At 35.9% G+C, this 18,421-nt stretch carries 13 protein-coding genes and 1 pseudogene; 5 read left to right on the top strand and 9 right to left on the bottom strand.

The window, feature by feature from the left end; all coding sequences use genetic code 11:
* Positions 1-225: pseudogene (argS, locus tag HLX49_RS10940) on the bottom strand (arginine--tRNA ligase); the annotation flags it as partial.
* A gap of 315 nt (positions 226-540) precedes the next feature.
* Positions 541-1,218 (bottom strand): Crp/Fnr family transcriptional regulator, encoded by a 678-nt coding sequence (locus tag HLX49_RS10935; RefSeq protein ID WP_077701860.1) that lies wholly within the window; start codon positions 1,216-1,218, stop codon positions 541-543.
* 1,009 nt (positions 1,219-2,227) lie between these two features.
* Between HLX49_RS10935 and HLX49_RS10930 the strand changes: the two genes are divergently transcribed.
* Positions 2,228-2,539 (top strand): helix-turn-helix domain-containing protein, encoded by a 312-nt coding sequence (locus tag HLX49_RS10930; RefSeq protein ID WP_176087245.1) that lies wholly within the window; start codon positions 2,228-2,230, stop codon positions 2,537-2,539.
* A 149-nt stretch (positions 2,540-2,688) separates the two neighbouring features.
* Here HLX49_RS10930 and HLX49_RS10925 read toward each other — a convergent pair whose 3' ends face one another.
* Both HLX49_RS10925 and HLX49_RS10920 read right to left on the bottom strand, forming a co-directional pair.
* The gene (locus tag HLX49_RS10925; protein WP_296361871.1) at positions 2,689-4,365 is read right to left on the bottom strand and encodes a sensor histidine kinase; all 1,677 of its coding nucleotides are present in this window, start codon (positions 4,363-4,365) and stop codon (positions 2,689-2,691) included.
* Positions 4,366-4,387: 22 nt separating this feature from the next.
* Positions 4,388-5,104, bottom strand: coding sequence for a response regulator transcription factor (locus HLX49_RS10920; RefSeq protein ID WP_077701863.1), 717 nt, complete (start codon positions 5,102-5,104; stop codon positions 4,388-4,390).
* A gap of 415 nt (positions 5,105-5,519) precedes the next feature.
* Here HLX49_RS10920 and HLX49_RS10915 point away from each other — a divergent pair, with 415 nt between their 5' ends.
* Together HLX49_RS10915 and HLX49_RS10910 are read left to right on the top strand one after the other, a co-directional pair.
* The gene (locus tag HLX49_RS10915) at positions 5,520-6,212 is read left to right on the top strand and encodes an ABC transporter permease (RefSeq protein WP_077701864.1); all 693 of its coding nucleotides are present in this window, start codon (positions 5,520-5,522) and stop codon (positions 6,210-6,212) included.
* Entirely contained in the window at positions 6,213-7,118 is a 906-nt protein-coding gene (locus HLX49_RS10910; protein ID WP_296361864.1) for an ABC transporter ATP-binding protein, read from the top strand. It begins immediately after the preceding gene.
* Positions 7,119-7,258: 140 nt separating this feature from the next.
* On the opposite strand, the gene HLX49_RS10905 is transcribed toward HLX49_RS10910, so the two are convergent.
* The gene (locus tag HLX49_RS10905) at positions 7,259-7,876 is read right to left on the bottom strand and encodes a fumarylacetoacetate hydrolase family protein (RefSeq protein ID WP_296361863.1); all 618 of its coding nucleotides are present in this window, start codon (positions 7,874-7,876) and stop codon (positions 7,259-7,261) included.
* Between the two features lie 483 nt (positions 7,877-8,359).
* Here HLX49_RS10905 and HLX49_RS10900 point away from each other — a divergent pair, with 483 nt between their 5' ends.
* The gene (locus HLX49_RS10900) at positions 8,360-9,244 is read left to right on the top strand and encodes a fructose bisphosphate aldolase (RefSeq protein WP_077702139.1); all 885 of its coding nucleotides are present in this window, start codon (positions 8,360-8,362) and stop codon (positions 9,242-9,244) included.
* A 298-nt stretch (positions 9,245-9,542) separates the two neighbouring features.
* The gene (locus HLX49_RS10895) at positions 9,543-10,457 is read left to right on the top strand and encodes a ferritin family protein (RefSeq protein WP_296361861.1); all 915 of its coding nucleotides are present in this window, start codon (positions 9,543-9,545) and stop codon (positions 10,455-10,457) included.
* Between the two features lie 424 nt (positions 10,458-10,881).
* On the opposite strand, the gene ygjK is transcribed toward HLX49_RS10895, so the two are convergent.
* The 4 genes from ygjK to HLX49_RS10875 all read right to left on the bottom strand — a co-directional run bounded on the left by ygjK (position 10,882) and on the right by HLX49_RS10875 (position 18,210).
* Positions 10,882-13,236: an alpha-glucosidase gene (gene ygjK, locus HLX49_RS10890; protein WP_296361859.1), complete on the bottom strand. Its 2,355-nt coding sequence runs from the start codon at positions 13,234-13,236 to the stop codon at positions 10,882-10,884.
* A gap of 300 nt (positions 13,237-13,536) precedes the next feature.
* Complete coding sequence (locus HLX49_RS10885; RefSeq protein ID WP_296361858.1) at positions 13,537-15,438, bottom strand: PTS fructose transporter subunit IIABC; 1,902 nt, start codon at positions 15,436-15,438, stop codon at positions 13,537-13,539.
* A 23-nt stretch (positions 15,439-15,461) separates the two neighbouring features.
* Complete coding sequence (locus tag HLX49_RS10880) at positions 15,462-16,331, bottom strand: ketose-bisphosphate aldolase (RefSeq protein ID WP_296361856.1); 870 nt, start codon at positions 16,329-16,331, stop codon at positions 15,462-15,464.
* 22 nt (positions 16,332-16,353) lie between these two features.
* Entirely contained in the window at positions 16,354-18,210 is a 1,857-nt protein-coding gene (locus HLX49_RS10875) for a BglG family transcription antiterminator (RefSeq protein ID WP_296361853.1), read from the bottom strand.
* Positions 18,211-18,421: the final 211 nt, after the last annotated feature.

Here is an 18,421-nt window from a genome sequence, read left to right as displayed (position 1 = left end):
ATCGATGTGGTCGACAATAGCTTGGGCGATTTGCCTTGGCGATTGCTTTGCCATTTTTGTCAGTTGCATAGCAATATTCGTTGCGTAATCACCGTGCTGTTCATTGTTTGGCTTTTCTAAGACAATTGGAGGAACATCCGATATTTTCTCTATCCACTCCGTTTTTAAAACCGCTTGCTGTATTACATTTCTTATTACATCTTCCGCTTCCCGTAGAATATTCATTTTCCTTCCCTCCCTATTTGTTCAATAGATCACATATAAATGTAATCGCTCATTGTTTTTATTAGAAAAACTTAGAATGTCTCCAAGTCCTTATGGTGAAAGGCGTAGTTTTTCTTATACTATAAACCTTTAAACTTTCATACTTTCCTATAGTGCAAAGATATGACCTAAAGCCATCTAAACGAAAAAAAATAAAGTGCTACTCCTTCCTAGCCTTCACCAAATAACAACTTCTCATTATCGTAGCTGGAAACTTGCAACACCATATTATCCGAGATAAAAAGGTGTTCGCTCATGAACAGCCATACTGGTTTCCTACACGGCAAAATAATCTCTATCATATATAATAAAACGCCTGTCCTCCAATATAAGAATACCTGATTTTTTTAAATCATTATAAATATGCGAAACAGTTTCACGAGACGCACCTGTTAATTTCGACAACTCCGTTAACGTCATTGGTAAATCGATAATCCATCTCCCGTTATTCTTATAACCAAAATCTTTGATCAAACATGCTAGAGACTGCTCTACCCTATCTCTTACGTTTGAAGTAGTTAAAGTTTGGAGGCGATTTTCATGATATTCCAATATTTTTGATAAATGATGAATGATAGCGAAAATTTGCTTCGTATTATACATTGCCTTTTCTTCTAAAATTCTTGTGGGGATATAATATACAACGATATTCGTTAGAGCAGATGCTGAGAAATGATAGAAATTATCTTTAAAAAAACCACCGTACGGAAACATATTATATGCTCTTACATAGTCAACATAAAGCATGGTTCCATCCGAACTAACTTTTTCTAATTTTACAAACCCTTCCTTTAAAAAATAAATCCTCTCTCTAGGATCACCCTCCATAAATAATAATTGGTTCTTTTTATATGTTCTTAAAAACAGAAAGTTCTCTAAATCAAATAATTCCGCTCTCGTAAAATACGATAAAAATTCAAATTGACTATAGTCTATTGTTTCTTTCACTTTCATACTAGTATGCCACCCCCATAACTATGTAGAAGTGTAAAGTGAATTTTCAATCAACAGGAGTTTTTTAATCCCCTTCCTCACTGCTTGTCGTATCATTATAAAAACTTGACTTATTGCCAATTCTTTATACGATAGACCCTTATTTACTTTTATATATTGTAAAAGCTCATTTAGTATGTTTCATTTCAACTCGTCCAGTACACTTGAAAATTTTATTTTAGAAAAGCTTGCGATGTCTTTATGGCGATGAAATACCGATGTTTTGTGCTTATACGATAAATCCTAAAAGTTTTACACTTTCCCACGGCGCAAGTGAAAGTAAGGAATAACGCATCGTTTTCCTTATCGTTCATCATATAAGATAGCGCTTTCAATAATTGTTCATTTTCGTTGTCTTTACAAACAATAAATTATGAAGAACACAAAATCTGAAATAGTCATTGTGACATAATAAATAGTGTTATTATTGTTTCAAGTCGACATAAGAAAAAGATCATCTATAAGGTAAATCGAATGAGCATATTTAATGAACTAAAACGTACTTAAAGCCCCGTTCATACCACAAGCTCTAAGTTCTATTGCTGTTCTTATTAGTTGTATGAGCAAATGTTTTACATAGTTTAAGGTAGACTTGATTTAGCGTCAAAATTGTAAGTAAAAGTAAAAATTTGCATTCTTTATAAGGTTGAATTTATATTCAATCTCGCAATATGCGACGGCCTTTTTTTAAATTATCAAATGTTAGAAAAACTTGACTTAACGCCAAAGCTTCATTGGAAAAGCCATCATTTTGTTTATACGATAAAACCTAAAATTTTTACTTTCTAAATTAGAAGCATATTGGGCATACCTAAGTGATATAAAAACATTCTTATTCTAGGCACAATAAGCAAGGAACCGTCCACATTCCCAAAAACCAATTACCAACTTGGTAATTAATTTTATAATAGCTTTTTTTCTTGATCATGTCAAGCAGTAAATTACCAAACTGGTAAAAGAGGTGAGCATTTTGGATGATATTGGAAAAAGACTCGTTCAATTAAGAAAATTAGAAAATCTAGGTCAAAAGGAGGCAGCAAAACTGATAGGAATTTCTAGTGTTAATTTATCCCGTTACGAAAAGGGAAATCGAACTCCTAACCCTGACATGATAAAAAAACTAGCAAAATTTTATTGTGTGAAGCCATCCTACCTAGCCTTTGGCGAAGAAGAGCATTTAAATTTTCTATCTGACATAACGAAAGAAGAAGCAAAAATGTTAAAAGATTATTTGATTAGAATTCGTGAAGAAAGACAAAAGCACGGGGGAGAAATTTTATAAGAAGAGAAGAATTAATGATGTTCCAAAAAAGTTAGGCTTGTGGTTTATAAGAAGCAAGGACCTGTAACATTAAATGTAACTGCTTAACTGTTTATAAATACATCATTTAATGTTACTACCTTGTTCGCTAATGATAAAGAGACCTATTCCTAACTCAAAGGCAATAAAATACGAATTACCGTCCCCTCTCCAGGCTTACTTTGCACCCGAATCGATCCATTGTGTAGTGCAATCAATTGTTTGGAAATCGCCATACCAAGACCTGTTCCGCTATCTGTTTCGGTGGTATTCGTACCTCGATAATAACGGGTAAATAAGTGGTTGACGGTTTGGTTATCCATGCCCACACCATTATCTACAATCTTAATCACCATTACATGCTGCTCGATCAACTCGGTGGATATGGTAATAATTGTCCCTGCAGGGTTATATTTGATTGCATTTGCTATGACATTATCCATAATTCGCTGAAACCATTTACGGTCAATGAAACCGATAATCTCGTTATGAGATGGTTGAAAGCGAAGTTCCTTATCAGCATACAACTTATTGTTCATAAACTGAAGAATTGTTCTACGAATACATTCGTTCATGTCTGTGCACTCTTTTGTAATCGGCAATTCTCGGTTTTTTAATTGATATGTTATGTTTAAATCTTCAATCAGATCTTTCATATACGTTGATTTTTTGCTTATTACAGAGGCAAATTCTCTTATTTCAGCTTCATTCCAAGAATACGCATCAGACTCCATCATGTTCGCATATCCTTGTATAGAGGCCAACGGTGTTTTTAAATCGTGAGAGATACCACTCACCCATTCTTCCCTTGACCGGGATATACGTCTTCGTTCTACATCTCTTTCCCGTAGAATATCCGTTAATTGTGTTAACGTAAAGAATAGATCTTTATAAAGTCGATACTTTCTTTTTATGTCACCATATTTATTGAACAACATAGGTTGTCCTGTTCTTGGATGTACTGGTTGCTCGTAGCTGCCATGTCCAAGATTTTGAAGCCACCTTATAAACATAAGTAATGGGGAGCTAAATTTGTGTGCATACCAGTAAGTGGCCAATAACAAAAACAAGATAACGAAAACAGCCACTACAATGACACTATTACTAATCTTCCCCTCCATGTTTCCTGCAAGGCTAGAAGAGGAGGTTGGCTCTTCCCCAACAATTAAAGTAAGTCGAGAAGGCTCATGAAAATAACTTTTCGCATGACTCCATTTTTGATCCGCTTCGATAGCAATTAAATCTTTTGTCGGATAAGATGTTGGAGCATCTTTCCCATAACTGTCCAATGTCTTTCCAGTATAATCCACAAGTAACGCCCAACCATCTATCTTATCCAGTTTCGTTTTTACCGACCCTAAAAGCTCTAACTTTTGATTCTTCCAGCTTATATTTTCTTTTATTTCTTGCATGATATTTTTTTGCCAGTTATGTTTGCCAAATACGACATAGTACTGCTTTTCTGCAAATTCTCCCCATACCCAGTATGTACTTATATTATTGTCTTCGGAATACAATAACGTTTCCATACGTTTACCTTTCAAGCTTGGAGGGGTGTTATGAGAACCAATTACTTTGCCTTCTTCTGTTAAAACAGCAAGCCAACCATCTTGTTCTTCCACTCGTATTTTTAACCCCTGTTCGATCTCGGCCGTTCCTGCTTCTACTTCTACACGATTTTCAATAAATAGATCACTAGCCTTTGTCAGATCTTCCACTGACTCTGTTTGTTCTGTGAAATAGGAGATTAAGATAAATATCGTTATGTTGAGTACAAACGCAAATACAAACAGCATCAGTAATTGCAAGAGCAATTGGACTATAAATCTTCTATGTATTTGCATGCGATCCACCATCTGGTATAAATTTATAACCAAGCCCTCTCACGGTAATTACATAGCAAGGCTTACTTGGATTTCCTTCTATTTGTTCCCTTAATTTACGTATATGTACCATGACGGTATTATCTTCCCCTAAATACTCCTCGCCCCAAACTTGCTCATAAAGCTGGCTTTTACTAAACACTTGATTCGGGTGCTGACAAAAAAATAATAACAATTGATAAACTTGTGCTGGCAATGTAACTTTTTTCCCTTTCAGCATCACTTCAGCAGACAGCGTGTTGATCCGTATATTCCCATCATCATAATACGTTTTTTGACGGTGAGCCGTTCGACCTTGCTTTCTCCGCAAGTGCGCCTTTATCCGAGCGACGACTTCAAGTGGATTGAACGGTTTCGTAATATAATCATCCGCTCCTACCGCAAAGCCAGATAGCTTATCCAAATCGGACGTCCGAGCTGTTAAAAAGAAAATAGTTGCATCGGAAATAGCTCTAATTTTAGGGCAGACATCAAAACCATCCTCCCCAGGCAGCATGACATCTAATAGAATGACGTCGTATTGCTTACTTTTACACAGTTGGATAGCCCCTTCAGCCGTCTTTGTAACATCAATATGGGTGAATCCTTCTTTACTTAATATAGTTTGTAGCATTTGTAATATGGCTTGTTCATCGTCCACAATTAATAACGGAGAATGTTGCATAAAAACACTCCTAACAGCAGTTTTATGATAGATATATAGAACCTGTTTAGAACTTGGCCTTTTATCAAAGTTTTTAGACAATTGCCGTAGTTTTTCTTATACTATAAACAAAATAGTGCAAGATGTGGCAGTTACAGCTGGACAAGTCTCCATAGAAGATAACAGCATTTAACCACGATTGGATAAAAGCCCGTCTAAATATTGATTCACTTTATCTATTCTTTATCATACCATCGCCTTAAACAAAACATAGATCAATTAAGGAAAAATTAAGGTGCTAGTTGCTTCACGTTAAGGTTGGCTATTTATAATAGATTTACAGAGGTTGTTCAAAAAGTACACTAAAGTGGAATGCTCATGTTTTGAGCTAGTACGCTTTGAACGGAACCTTACATTGGAATGAGGAGGAGAAATCATGCTTGCCATTAGCAAAAGAGAGTTTATTGAATCTTTTAAAGGAATTAAACCAATTATTATCATCGCTATATTTTTAATTACCGCCTATTATTCAGGCAAATTTTCCGATTTGCTATTATCTGCAAATATTGATTTTACGGCTGAAGAACTAGAAGTCATTCACACAATTGCCATTTCCGGACTCTTAATAATATTTGGTATGCTATTTGTTATGGGACTATCACACGATACGATGAATCGTGAAATTCATGAGCGTACCATTCGTTTTTTAGTGACACGTACTTCACGCTCTGCCATCATTATTGGAAAGTTTGTAGGTATTTGGTTTTTTTGGATCGTTTGCTTAGTTACTTCCTTCTTGGTCATTAGCATATTTGTACATAAATTTGACATGATTACTTTATTCCAGGCTACAAGCTTGGTTGCGTATTATCTTGCTCTTACTATTTTATTATCTGTACTCATCCCGAAACCAGGCTTTACCATGTTTCTTAGTATTGTACTTGGAATAGCATTTCCTATTTTTAATTCTTGGACTGTATTCACTTCCAATCCTTGGGTAAGCTGGATGAAATATCTACTTCCCTTCTATTATATAAATGATCGTAATTTCTATTTTGTTGGGATTTTATTATTAGTCGGTGTTATCTTATTTATTGCAATAGCAATATTTAAAAGGAGGGAATGCTAGATGTTTGCTATTGAAACAAAGCAGTTAACGAAAACCTTTGGAAAAAACAAGGTTGTCGATCAGATTGACTTGCAAGTGAAATCAGGAGAAATATTAGGTTTTTTAGGTCGCAATGGTGCGGGAAAATCGACTTTTATTAATATGCTAACAGGGATCATCCAACCTAGTTCGGGATCGTACTCTCTTTTAGACGTACAAGGCCCGAATGATGACATAAAAAAGCAGATTGGCGTCATGCCCGATTACTCTGCTTTATATGCTTCTATGACTGCGATGAAACATTTGAAGTTTTTAGCAGCTGTTTCTGAAAAGCCTGTATCTGATGAACGTTGTATGGACATATTAAAACTTGTTGGGCTTGAAGAACATGCACATAAAAAAGTGGGCAAATTTTCATTTGGGATGAAAAAGAAACTTGCTATTGCTCAAGCAATCATTCATGATCCGCAACTTATCTTCCTTGACGAACCAACGTCCGGACTTGATGCGGAATCGGTTATTCACATTCATCATTTAATTCAACAATTACATCAACAAGGAAAAACTATTTTTATGACGTCACACAACTTAGATGAAGTAGAAAAAATATGTTCCCGTATCGCTATTATGAAAGACGGAAAAATAGGCAAGATCGGCTCCATGGATGAATTACGTGCATACTATCAATCTACCATTACTGTAACTATTAAGCATTCACCAATCCGCTCTACTCATTTACCAACACTCGAACAATGGCTCACTTTAACAGGCACACAGCTAGAAATGAAAACTTCCCAGTTTACGATTCATGTTGCGAGTGAAAAAAAGATTGCGGAAATAATTCGCGCACTTGGTAAATACAACATAGATATTTATCGCGTAGACGTAGATGAGCCTTCTCTGGAAGAAATATTTTTAGATGAGTAAAGCGGAGAAATCTCACTAAGAAAACAGGCTTTATAGCGAAAGCCGTACATTTTGTTTATACGATAGTCCCTAAAAAGTAAGAATGGAAAACAAGCTTGCCAGTTCAAAATAATGAGCTGGCAAGATCTGCTTATGGTTTCCTATCGTACACGAAAGCTTCCCTTTACTTCTTCGCCCCATTTCAATGCATACGTTTCACCATGATGAATTGGCCCGACTCCTTCAGGTGTGCCTGTATAAATAACATCCCCTTCTTTTAAACCAAAATTTGCTTGTAAGTAATCGATAATTGCTTGAAATGGAAAAATCATGGAAGCACTATTTCCTGTCTGCACTATCTCTTGATCACGTAATAAGGTGAAATCTTTTTCTAAACAAGCTGTTTGTCCAGGAAAATCCCAGAAATTCGTATACACCGCCGCATTTTTAAACCCCTTTGCCAGAAGCCATGGATGCCCTTTCTTTTTCAGTTCTGTTTGCACATCGCGCAACGTTAAATCAATTCCTAAAGCCATTCTTGCCACTACATCATCCACTTTATCTCCTGCTGAAACATCTTTGCCAACATATAAAATAATCTCTAATTCATGATGGATTTCGCCTTGGTTAGCTGGAAAATCAATAGGAGTGCCATCAGCAATTACCAAGGAGTTGGTAGGTTTTGAAAAAATCAAGGGTTTTTCTGGTATATCGTTCCCTAACTCAACGGCATGATCTGCATAATTACGTCCAACGCAAAATATATTGTTTATTTTCATATGTATCCCCCTCCGTTTAGATACTGCTTTTAAATCATTATTTTACTCGAATAACTTCTATATTAAACTTTAAATTATTGGATACTTATTGTTCTTATTTTTCTATTATTGTATCATACATGCTATAAGTCGGGGCTCACAAACTTACAAAGCGTTTATGCAACATACAAAACACGATTACTAAGAGATTTAATGTAAAATGAATTCATTTTCATGCGTTAAACTATATCCTTTTTGTTGTAAGTGCTACAATAATAGTAGATGAGCTGTTCATTTAAATGAAGCTGGCTTTTTGCGTTGTAGAGCATGTCTATCGTAAAAAAAGCTACTTGTGGCAGACATTTATTTAATACGGAACCTTTGAAATCAAAGGTTATATTCCCCAGATTGGACAGTCACTAAAATCTGTTGCTTCTGTCACCTTCTTATGTATAATTCGTTCTGAGCTGAAGAAGCTAGCACTATTACTAAAAAGGAGTGGAAATCATGCAACAACAATTTGAAAAAATGAAAAACGGCAAAGGTTTTATTGCCGCACTGGATCAAAGTGGGGGCAGTACTCCAAAAGCATTAGCTGCTTACGGAATTTCTGAAGACGCTTATTCCAACAAAGATGAAATGTTTGATTTAGTACACGAAATGCGTACACGAATCATTACATCGCCTGCATTTGATTCAAATTACATTTTAGGGGCTATTTTATTTGAACAAACAATGGATCGTAAAATTGAAGGAATGTATACAGGCGATTACTTAGCTGAGAAAAAAGGGATTGTACCCTTTCTAAAAGTAGACAAAGGACTTGCTGAGGAAACAAATGGCGTCCAATTAATGAAGCCTATTACAGACCTTGACGAAACATTAAAACGGGCAAACGAACGCCACATATTCGGTACAAAAATGCGCTCTGTGATCAAAGAAGCAAATGCGGAAGGAATTAAAGCTGTCGTAGATCAACAATTTGAGGTTGGTAAACAAATTATCGCTGCTGGTTTAGTTCCAATTATTGAGCCAGAGGTAGACATAAACAGCCCAGAAAAAGAAAAATGCGAGCAAATGTTAAAAGTCGAAATTCTCAAACATTTAAATAACTTAACGAAAGATGAATTCGTGATGCTAAAATTAACTATCCCTACTGTACCAAACTTGTATAAAGTGCTTATCGATCATCCAAATGTTGTGCGTGTTGTTGCGTTATCAGGTGGTTACTCAAGAGATGAAGCAAATGCCAAACTAAAAGAAAATGATGGATTAATTGCCAGCTTCTCTCGTGCACTTAGCCAAGATTTAAATGTTAGCCAGACAGATGAAGAATTTAACCAAGCATTGCAACAAGCGGTTAAATCGATCTATGAAGCTTCAATTTAATGCATTTTCATGCTTTATATAAAGGGAATTTTCAATCCTTGGGGGAGTTTTTTGTTCATCCCCCAAGGATTTTGTTTAGATGAGCGAATTGCATATTTAGTAGCTGTTATCTCCCGGTTATACTTGTTGCTCAGCATCTTTCCATTTTTGAAATGGGAGTCTTACAGTGCCTTATATACGCGAAATAAACTTACCAACTATACGCCAGCATCTTTAATAATTTGAACAACAGTCCTGCACTCCGCCTATTTTCACAACATATACTATGACAGTATGAAGATAGAAGGAGGACCATATCATGCAACCAAATTATGATAATTATCATTTGCCTGCCCAATACAATCGACCAGCAAATCAAACACATCTGATGAATCAAATCCAGACAGCCATTCACGCAGAGTACAGTGCAATAGCCTGCTATGAAAAATTAGCGTCTTTAGCGCCAACTTCCTTTGCAAAACAACAGATCTTGGAAATACAACAAGACGAAAAGCGCCACTTAGAAACATTTACACATATCTATACGAGATTAACGCATAAACAACCGACTTATCAAATTACCGAATCTTGCCCAGACAACTATGATGCAGGCATTGCATTTGCATTTAAAGATGAGCAAGGAGCCGTGGATTTTTATTTAGACATAGCAGATCAAGCTGAAGATCAGTATATAAAAGAACGATTCCGACGTGCCGCTGCCGATGAACAAAATCACGCGGTATGGTTTTTATATTTACTACATTCCACATCAAAAAAGCCACCAAGTTGCTATCGTCAAAACGAAAACTATGGCGCTAAAGGGGCACTGAATGACCCTAATCTCACATTGATATCCATGCTCACTTACGCACTGCAAGACGAGTATTTGGCTCAAGCCAGATACAATACGATTTTAGAGACATTTGGCTATATTCGTACATTCGCACAAATTCAAGAAGCAGAAAAGCGGCATATCGAAGCCTTACTAACGTTATTTGACCGTTATCAAGTTGCCATACCGGAAGACGCATCCGCAAAGTTCGTAACCACCCCAAATAATATAAAAGCTGCCTATGCTCAAGGCGTAGAAGGGGAAATAGATAATATTTCTATGTATGAAAAATTTTTAACGTATACTATTCCAGCCGATATGCAAACTGTTTTCTCTCAGTTACGAAATGCCTCCTTAAATCATTTACAAGCATTTGAAAATGGGCTCGCCAGACATTCATGAAAAATAATGTGTGAAAGGCATGGTAACTTTTCAAAACAAAGACACAAGTGCCCGTTTAGCAACGTAGCAAATGGAACAAATCAACCGAGATAAAGGAGAATCACGGTGAGGTAACGAACCGATGATGACTTATCTTAGGGCAATGAAGTGAAGTCGCCTCGTTGTTGAGCGATAGAATTGGACGTAGCTATTCAGTTATTTCATTATCCCAAGCACTTCATTTTAAACTTTCTTATCCTGTTAGAAAAACTTGGCTTTTGCCAAAATCTTTATGACCATAGAACGCCGTCGTTTTTCTTATACGATAAACCCTAAAAATTTTACTATTTCCTATAGTGCAAAAAAAATATGCAGCACTACAATTTTGACAACCGGTATACGATGAAGAAGGAGCAGAAATTTAATTATCTGCTCCTTAACGCCTTTATTTCCCCACTGGAAAAGCTGTTTGCGATGTCGTTGTTTGGTCAACGAGTGTATGTTTATATAATAAATAGTACGAAGCTGCTGACCAGCTAAAGTTTTTCGTACTCAATCCCTTGCCCGTTTCTGGATGATAGTTTTCTCGAATTGCTCCAGCTTCTATTAAACCTTCTGCATGGTTAAACAGCTTTTCTGTGAACATCTTTGCTTCTTGATTGTAATCATAATTTTGTAATGCTTCTATTCCAAATAATGCTTGATCCATCCAAACTGGTCCGCGCCAATAGTGATTTGGATCATATTTTACATTATCCTTGGAAGCTGTTGGAAATGGCATATACGTATTAAACTTATTGGAATCGGTCATATTTTGAACCACTTGTTTCGCTTGCTGCTTATCTGCAAGTTTCGCCCACAATGGAATCCATCCTTCTGTCCCTTTTCCTCTATTCGTTAATAATTTTTTCTTAGAACCATCTTTATTTATTTGTAAATCATAAAAGAAGCCCGTTTCTTTATCAAACATATGTTGTTTCATATAGTCTTTCATCTTTTTCGCTTCGTTGGTAAATTTTTTCGCATCTTTTGATTGCTTCAATTCTTTTGCCATTGACGTTAAAAACCCTTTTTCCGCATATAAATATGCGTTCAAATCAGCAGATTCCTGATTAATAGAGTAACCAATAACATCATTGTGCTGATTTTTGTTTTCAAACACAAGAACCCCTGGATCATCCTTGCCTACCCCTTCTTTATCGAAACGAGTCGCATTATCCATTCCGCTCTCCCAAGCTGCCGCTTCGATAACAGCCTCTTCGTTCAGCTTAGGCTTTTCATTCTCATCTTTGATGATGCCACCAGCTTCATCCCTTTTCCAATTTGCATCACTTACTGTACTGCCATATTCAGCTATGCCATTTTGATCATGGTCTCTATTCGTATACCACCACGCATGATACGCTTTTAATTTCGGATACATTTCTTTTAAAAACTTCTTGTCCTTCGTGTTTTCATATATATTCCAGACTGCCCAAGCCGCTAGAGGTGGCTTCGAGTTTCTTTCATTCCAATTTCCACCTTCTCCTCCACGAGATGCGTCTTGATTATAAAAAATGGCATCAATAATTGCGCCAGCATCTTGCGGTCTTACTTGATCATCCGATTGAATTTGATAATCGAATAATGCACGGATATTATTTTTTGCAAGCTCTGGGTGAAACTCTGCTAGTGCAACAGCTTGTTTCCAAGAATCCCAAGCCCACATACCAATAAACCACTTATAAGACATCGACGGAATGATACCATCATGCTTAATCGCGCCTGCTGGACTGCGCCAGTTTGTCATAAGTGTTTCCATAGACTTTACGGCAACATGTTGGTACTCTGGAAATTGATTCAAGGCCTTTTTATTAAAAGTTTCATTCAAATACCCTTGCCAGCGCTTGTCATTTTTCTTAAAATGCTTCTTGGCTTGCTTCATATATTTCTCCACTTTTTTCTGCTCTGCTTTCCATTCCTTATTCGTGAATGTATAGCTTTCTGTTGTATGGCATGTGAACGTCTTACCTGGTTTTATTTTCACAGGCGAACGTAATGAAGTTGTATATCTATCTTCATCAACGCTCGTTTTAACAGGTTGATGATGATAAATAGAGTACTTTGCTTCATCCGTTGCAAAATACATCCACTTTTCTCGTATATTTGCGAACTGAACTTGTACCCCTTGTTTCATAGGTTGTAGACTTTGATCTAAATGTAATGTGTAATTTCCTTCTTGTACTTTGTTTAGTAACTCCCCATTCCAGGAAACGTTTATCCGCAATGGTCGCTTCATCTTATTTTTAATTTTCGTCTGTATCATCGCCGTTCTATTACTAACAAAAATAAGCTCTAATGTTAAATCAAAATCATCCATCTCATATTCCTGTACTAATCGTCCAGGATAATAGGTGAAATCTAAATGCTTACTATCACTTAAATCATACATTTGCTTCGTATCTGTATTGCTAATTTGAATTTTACTCATCACTTTTGATAAATTAACAGGGTATTCTTCTGCAATCACTACTGGTCCAGCAAAACCTCCAAATAATTCCTTTGCATCATAATAGGGCAAATAATAGCCATGCCATGCACCCAAATCAGAAAAATGATTATACTTATTGGTCGAATAAGAACCGTATATTTCCGCAGTTGGATGTGCAGATAGATCTAACGTATTAGGAAAATGTTCTATGGAAGGTAATTTCTCTTTTGCAGAAACAGTTATACTACTAATGCTGCTACTAAATAGTAAACATGAAGCTAATGAAATCAAACCTATTTTTTTTAGTTTGTTTATCCTTTTCTTTTCCATGGCTTTTCCTCCTTTTGATAAATATATAAGTGATTTTTCCCTTTCAGCCCTTTTGTTTTCGCTTTCATTTCCCCATTGGTGCCCATCCTTTTTTCAAACAATGTATGTAAAACGAGAGCACCAACCAAGCTAGCCTCCTCTCATTCATTTGTGCAACCTCACATATAAGCAAGCAAAAATTGTGCCAAAAAGAGACAGGCTGGCGAAACGCGGTTTTTATACGCATCAAAAACACGTGTGCAAGAAAATTGCACACGTGTTACATAGTGTTTTAACTTCTTCTCTTCAATAAGACCCTTTTTAAATAACATGCATCATTTGCTTCGCGTTATTTCTATCTTTTTCAGAAAGTGGCTTCTTTAAGAAACCAATAATAAAGCAAGTAATTATAGAACCTAACAAAATACATCCGATATAAAGCAAAGGTTTATTGCTAGCGATTGGAATAACAAAGATCCCGCCGTGTGGAGCTTTTAAGGATATATCCATTGCCATACATACAGCCCCTCCAACTGCTGCTCCAATTATATTTGCCGGGATTATTCTTAACGGATCTGCAGCAGCAAACGGAATTGCTCCTTCCGTTATAAAACTGGCCCCTAATACATAACTTGCCTTACCTGCCTCAACTTCTTGAACCGAGAATCTATTTTTGAAGATGGTTGTAGCTAAAGCAATGCCAATTGGTGGTACCATACCGCCAACCATTAATGCGGCAGATGGTTCAAAGATATTGGCAGCAAACATGGCTAAACCAAATGCGGAAGCTGTTTTATTAATTGGTCCTCCCATATCCGAAGCCATCATTCCAGCTAATAAGGCTCCTAACATAGCTGCATTAATGCCCGTCAGCCCTTTTAACCAACCTTCTAAAAATTCATTGAGCAACGACATTGGCGTATTTAAAATAAAGAACATAAATGCACCGACAATAAATGTACTTATCAACGGAACGACTAGAATGGAAATTAAACCTTGAAATGATTTTGGAATTTTAGCCATTGATTTACTAACGTATTTAGCAGCAAAACCACCTACAAATCCTGCTATCATTCCACCGAGAAAGCCAGAGCCACCGATACTTGCCATCATTCCCCCAATCATTGCCGGAGCCAAGCCTTGCTTATCAGCAATGCTATATCCAATAAAGCCAGCTAAAATGGGAATCATTAAAGCAAATGCAGCTTCTCCACCAGCTTGACTAAAGAAATGAGCAATAATATTATATTGATCACTTTCAGGATCTGCAGCATAAATACCAAACATAAACGAAATGGCGATGAAAATACCACCAACAACTACGAATGGAATCATATAGGAAACCCCACTCATGATATGCTTATAGAAATTCAAACCAGGCTTTTCTTCTGTTTGAGGCTCTTCTATAATATCTTGTTCCGTTACACCTGAATCTTTAATATTGTAAGACAATGCCTGATCAATTAATTCATCGGCATGATTAATTGCCTTCTTCACGGGAACATCAACAAAACGTTTTCCTCTAAATAAAGTTGTATCGACCCGTACATCATGAGCAATAACAATAGCATCTGCATCTTGAATATCCGCTGTTGTTAGCTTATTCTCTGGTCCGTTAGCGCCATTTGTTTGTATTTTTACATTCATACCTCGTTGTCTTGCCGCTTCTCTTAACGATTCCGCAGCCATATAAGTGTGAGCAATTCCCGTCATACATGCAGTTATTCCAACCAAATATTTTCCACTAGCAGATGCATTATTTTCAGCTGGTTTTGCTAGTTTCTCTTGCTGTTGAATTGCTTCGATCACATCCTTTTCTGATGTGGCAACAATTAACTTTGCTCGAAATGTTTCGCTCATAAGAAAAGTTGATAGCTTTGATAAAAGGGATAAATGCTCATTTGAAGCGTTCTCAGGGGCTGCGATCATAAAAATTAAATTCGTATGTTGCCCCCCGTACTCTACACCTTGTAATGACCTTCCCATTATGATGGTCGGCTTCGTAATTGACTTACATTGAGCATGGGGAATAGCTACACCATATCCTACAGCAGTCGAAATTTCATGTTCCCTTTTATAAATTGCTTTTTTAAATCGCTCGGGATCTGTTGTCAGTTGTAACTCCGTTAACTTCTTAATTAAATCTTCTATAACTGCTTCTTGATGGCTACCTTGAAGATTTAACAAGATATTGTCTGGCGTTAAAATATCTACAAGTTTCATCTTATTTCCCTCCTTTCTCTTCATTAACTGAAGTAATGGTGAGCTTTATTTGTTGATTGAAATAAATCCATTTTATGCTTGACTACTTCTTTAGCAGCTTTCCGAGCACTTGGCATGATGACGTCAGGCTCATATGCACCTTCGTTCTCCAACAAAAATTGTCGCACCGCTTTAAAAAATGCATTTTTCATATCTGTTGATAAATTAATTTTTGCAATACCATGCAAATATGTTTGGGCTATTTCCTCGTCCTTATTATCGCTTCCACCATGAAGCACAAGAGGTATCCCTACTTTTTGATGAATCTCAGCAAGTAAATCTAATTTTAATTCTGGCTTTCCTGCGTGTTTATATTGTCCATGTGAGGTGCCAATAGCAACAGCTAACGTGTCAATACCGGTTTCTTCCACAAAGGTTTGGGCATCATCCGCATTGGTATACAATATTTTATCCGCTCCACCTTCAGAACTTCCTTCATTAGAACCAATTGTCCCTAATTCAGCCTCTACGGAAACATTAACAGCATGAGCAATGTTTACAACTTCTTTCGTAATGGCTATATTATCGGCAAATGAAGCATGGGAAGCATCAATCATTACAGACGTATATCCGTTACGAATAGCTCTCATTACATCCTTTACCGAAGCACCGTGATCTAAATGAATAGCTAGGGGCACTTTTGTGTTTTTACAACTTTCGCGTACATAGGCAAGAAAATCATCCCCTACTAATTCAAGCTCATTTGGATGAATTTGAATGATCGCTGGCGCCTGTTTTTCTTCCGCGGATTCAATGACCACTCTTACAAATTCGCTATTTGCTACATTAAAAGACCCTACTGCAAACTTATTTCTATAAGCTACATCTAACAATTCCTTCATATTCATTAACATGTTTCATCACTCCTCTTAGAATTTATATGTGATTCCAAATATTGATAAATTCTTCTTTTGAATGAGCATGAACCAATTGCCTTACATTCTCTATACTCTTCGTTTTTTGAAAGAATTCAGCAAAGGCATATTCATTCCGCTCTATATCAGAAGAAGGTATATAGATAATAACGAGTTGCACAAATTCATTGCCCCATACAATCGGCTGTTTATTCACCCCAATAATGATACTCTCCTTAAATACTTCTTTTTCAAAATAAGGATGAGGAATGGCTACTGAATTCCCAATCGATGTATAAGATATTCGCTCTCTTTTCATAATCGATGGATAGAAAGTCTCCTGATCATTTAATCTTAATAACTGATAAATCATTTGTTCAGGACTATTTTCTTGAAGCCAATAAATAGCAGACTGCTCAATAATGGAGTTCTGTGATTCAAGGTAAAAACGAATTTTTTTAATATCACTGCTTTGAAATGCACTTTGAATTAAAATTAGGTTTTCAATGCCTTTCGGAGCAGCCACTAGGTTAATACCAATATATAAATAATTGTGGCTAAAAACGTAATCGAGCGAGTATTTTTCCACATTACATACATCCAACTCATTAAAGTAGGTTGTTATCTTAGAGGCAAGTAATTTTGTTCTTTCATAGCCTCTGTGATATAAAATAATCGTTTTGATTTTCTTTTTACTTTGCGAGTCGAGAATAACCTGAATATGATATGCTAAATAAGCAATTTCACTATCTTGAATTTCTACTAAAAACTCCTTTTCAATGAGTAAGGCAATATGGCTAGCTATACTAAATGAAAAAAAATATTGTGATTTTGCTTCTTTTACAAATGGATTATAAATAAGCAAATTATGAGAAACTGGATAAATAATTCGATAAATATGGTTGGAAATATTGCTTCTAAAACGGCTTTCTGAAAAAGTTGGTACCCCATATACTTTCTCTACTTGCCATAAAATAGCTTCTATCTTACTCATAATAGTTGTATCTTTATGTTCAATTTGCGCTTCTTCAAGGTCTAACTGCAACGAAATGAGATAATTTACTAAAAAAACAACTTCACCATTTATTATGTTCACATAATCACATAAGTGCTTTTGAAGCGTTTCAACAACTTCAAATTCTTTGAATGAGACTAAACTTCCGCATTCTTCACTTTCTATTTCAACGAGATGTTGATGATTTATTTGGTGAATGATAATAATGAGTTGAATCGTCATTTTCTTGTACATGGAAAACTCAAGATTTAATTCATACTCTTTATTAACCATGTCTACTATTCTAAAAACAGCTTCGACAATAGTAGCATCCACCCAAGAGTTAAAACCGCTTACAACAAAATCTTTATACACTTCTTTTTTCACAGAGATAGAAGTGAAAAAGCTCTCAAGAAGAACTCTTTTTTGTATTTCTGACCCATTCATTTTAATACCTTTAAACACTTTAGTATCAATTTGGACATCCAGACCTAAAGCATGAATATTCATCGTTAGCTTCTGAATGCGGCTTCTTATCGTTTGTGGGGAATAAAAAAACGTATCCGCGATCTCGTCATAAGAAGTATATTCCTTCTTATTCATTAAATATTTAATAATACGACAATCCAATAATGCATCTTCCATTTCTTGATCGTTAACGAAATCGTTATGAGGAACGATTTGTTCTTGTTTTATAGCATAGCCAAGTGTTGATGAAATAATAGTAATATCACTGCAATTCTGATTTATTTCTTTAATATAATTTCTAATAGTTCGGTCAGTAACATTTAAGGATTCAGCTAACGTAGTAGCGGATACATAGGCGCCATTTTGGTTTAATAGAAAGTTCATTAATTGATGATGCTTTGCATGCAAATAAATCACAACCTTTCTATACACTTATGATAATACTCTATTTTCACAAATGCTATAACCAAAAAATTTCCTACAGGTAGGAAAATAAGGATACTTTCCTCAGCAATTTCCCCCACTTAATATTTATACTATTTTTTAGAAAAACTTCTAAAACTTTATGGTGAAGTACTCCATCGTTTTGCTTATACTATAAACCTTGAAATTCTATACTTTCTTATAG

The sequence above is a fragment of the Virgibacillus sp. genome, from assembly GCF_013393565.1.
Lineage (GTDB): Bacteria > Bacillota > Bacilli > Bacillales > Amphibacillaceae > Virgibacillus > Virgibacillus dokdonensis.
The sequence above is the reverse complement of the archived record's forward strand: the minus strand, read 5'-3'. Positions and strand labels throughout refer to the sequence as shown.

What these genes read in the sequence shown, in the direction of transcription:
- HLX49_RS10885 (WP_296361858.1), bottom strand. Translation starts at nt 15,438, where the DNA reads ATGAAACTTGTAGATATTTTAACGCCAGACAATATCTTGTTAAATCTT.
- HLX49_RS10905 (WP_296361863.1), bottom strand. Translation starts at nt 7,876, where the DNA reads ATGAAAATAAACAATATATTTTGCGTTGGACGTAATTATGCAGATCAT.
- HLX49_RS10910 (WP_296361864.1), top strand. Translation starts at nt 6,213, where the DNA reads ATGTTTGCTATTGAAACAAAGCAGTTAACGAAAACCTTTGGAAAAAAC.
- ygjK (WP_296361859.1), bottom strand. Translation starts at nt 13,236, where the DNA reads ATGGAAAAGAAAAGGATAAACAAACTAAAAAAAATAGGTTTGATTTCA.
- HLX49_RS10920 (WP_077701863.1), bottom strand. Translation starts at nt 5,104, where the DNA reads ATGCAACATTCTCCGTTATTAATTGTGGACGATGAACAAGCCATATTA.
- HLX49_RS10915 (WP_077701864.1), top strand. Translation starts at nt 5,520, where the DNA reads ATGCTTGCCATTAGCAAAAGAGAGTTTATTGAATCTTTTAAAGGAATT.
- HLX49_RS10880 (WP_296361856.1), bottom strand. Translation starts at nt 16,331, where the DNA reads ATGTTAATGAATATGAAGGAATTGTTAGATGTAGCTTATAGAAATAAG.
- HLX49_RS10935 (WP_077701860.1), bottom strand. Translation starts at nt 1,218, where the DNA reads ATGAAAGTGAAAGAAACAATAGACTATAGTCAATTTGAATTTTTATCG.
- HLX49_RS10895 (WP_296361861.1), top strand. Translation starts at nt 9,543, where the DNA reads ATGCAACCAAATTATGATAATTATCATTTGCCTGCCCAATACAATCGA.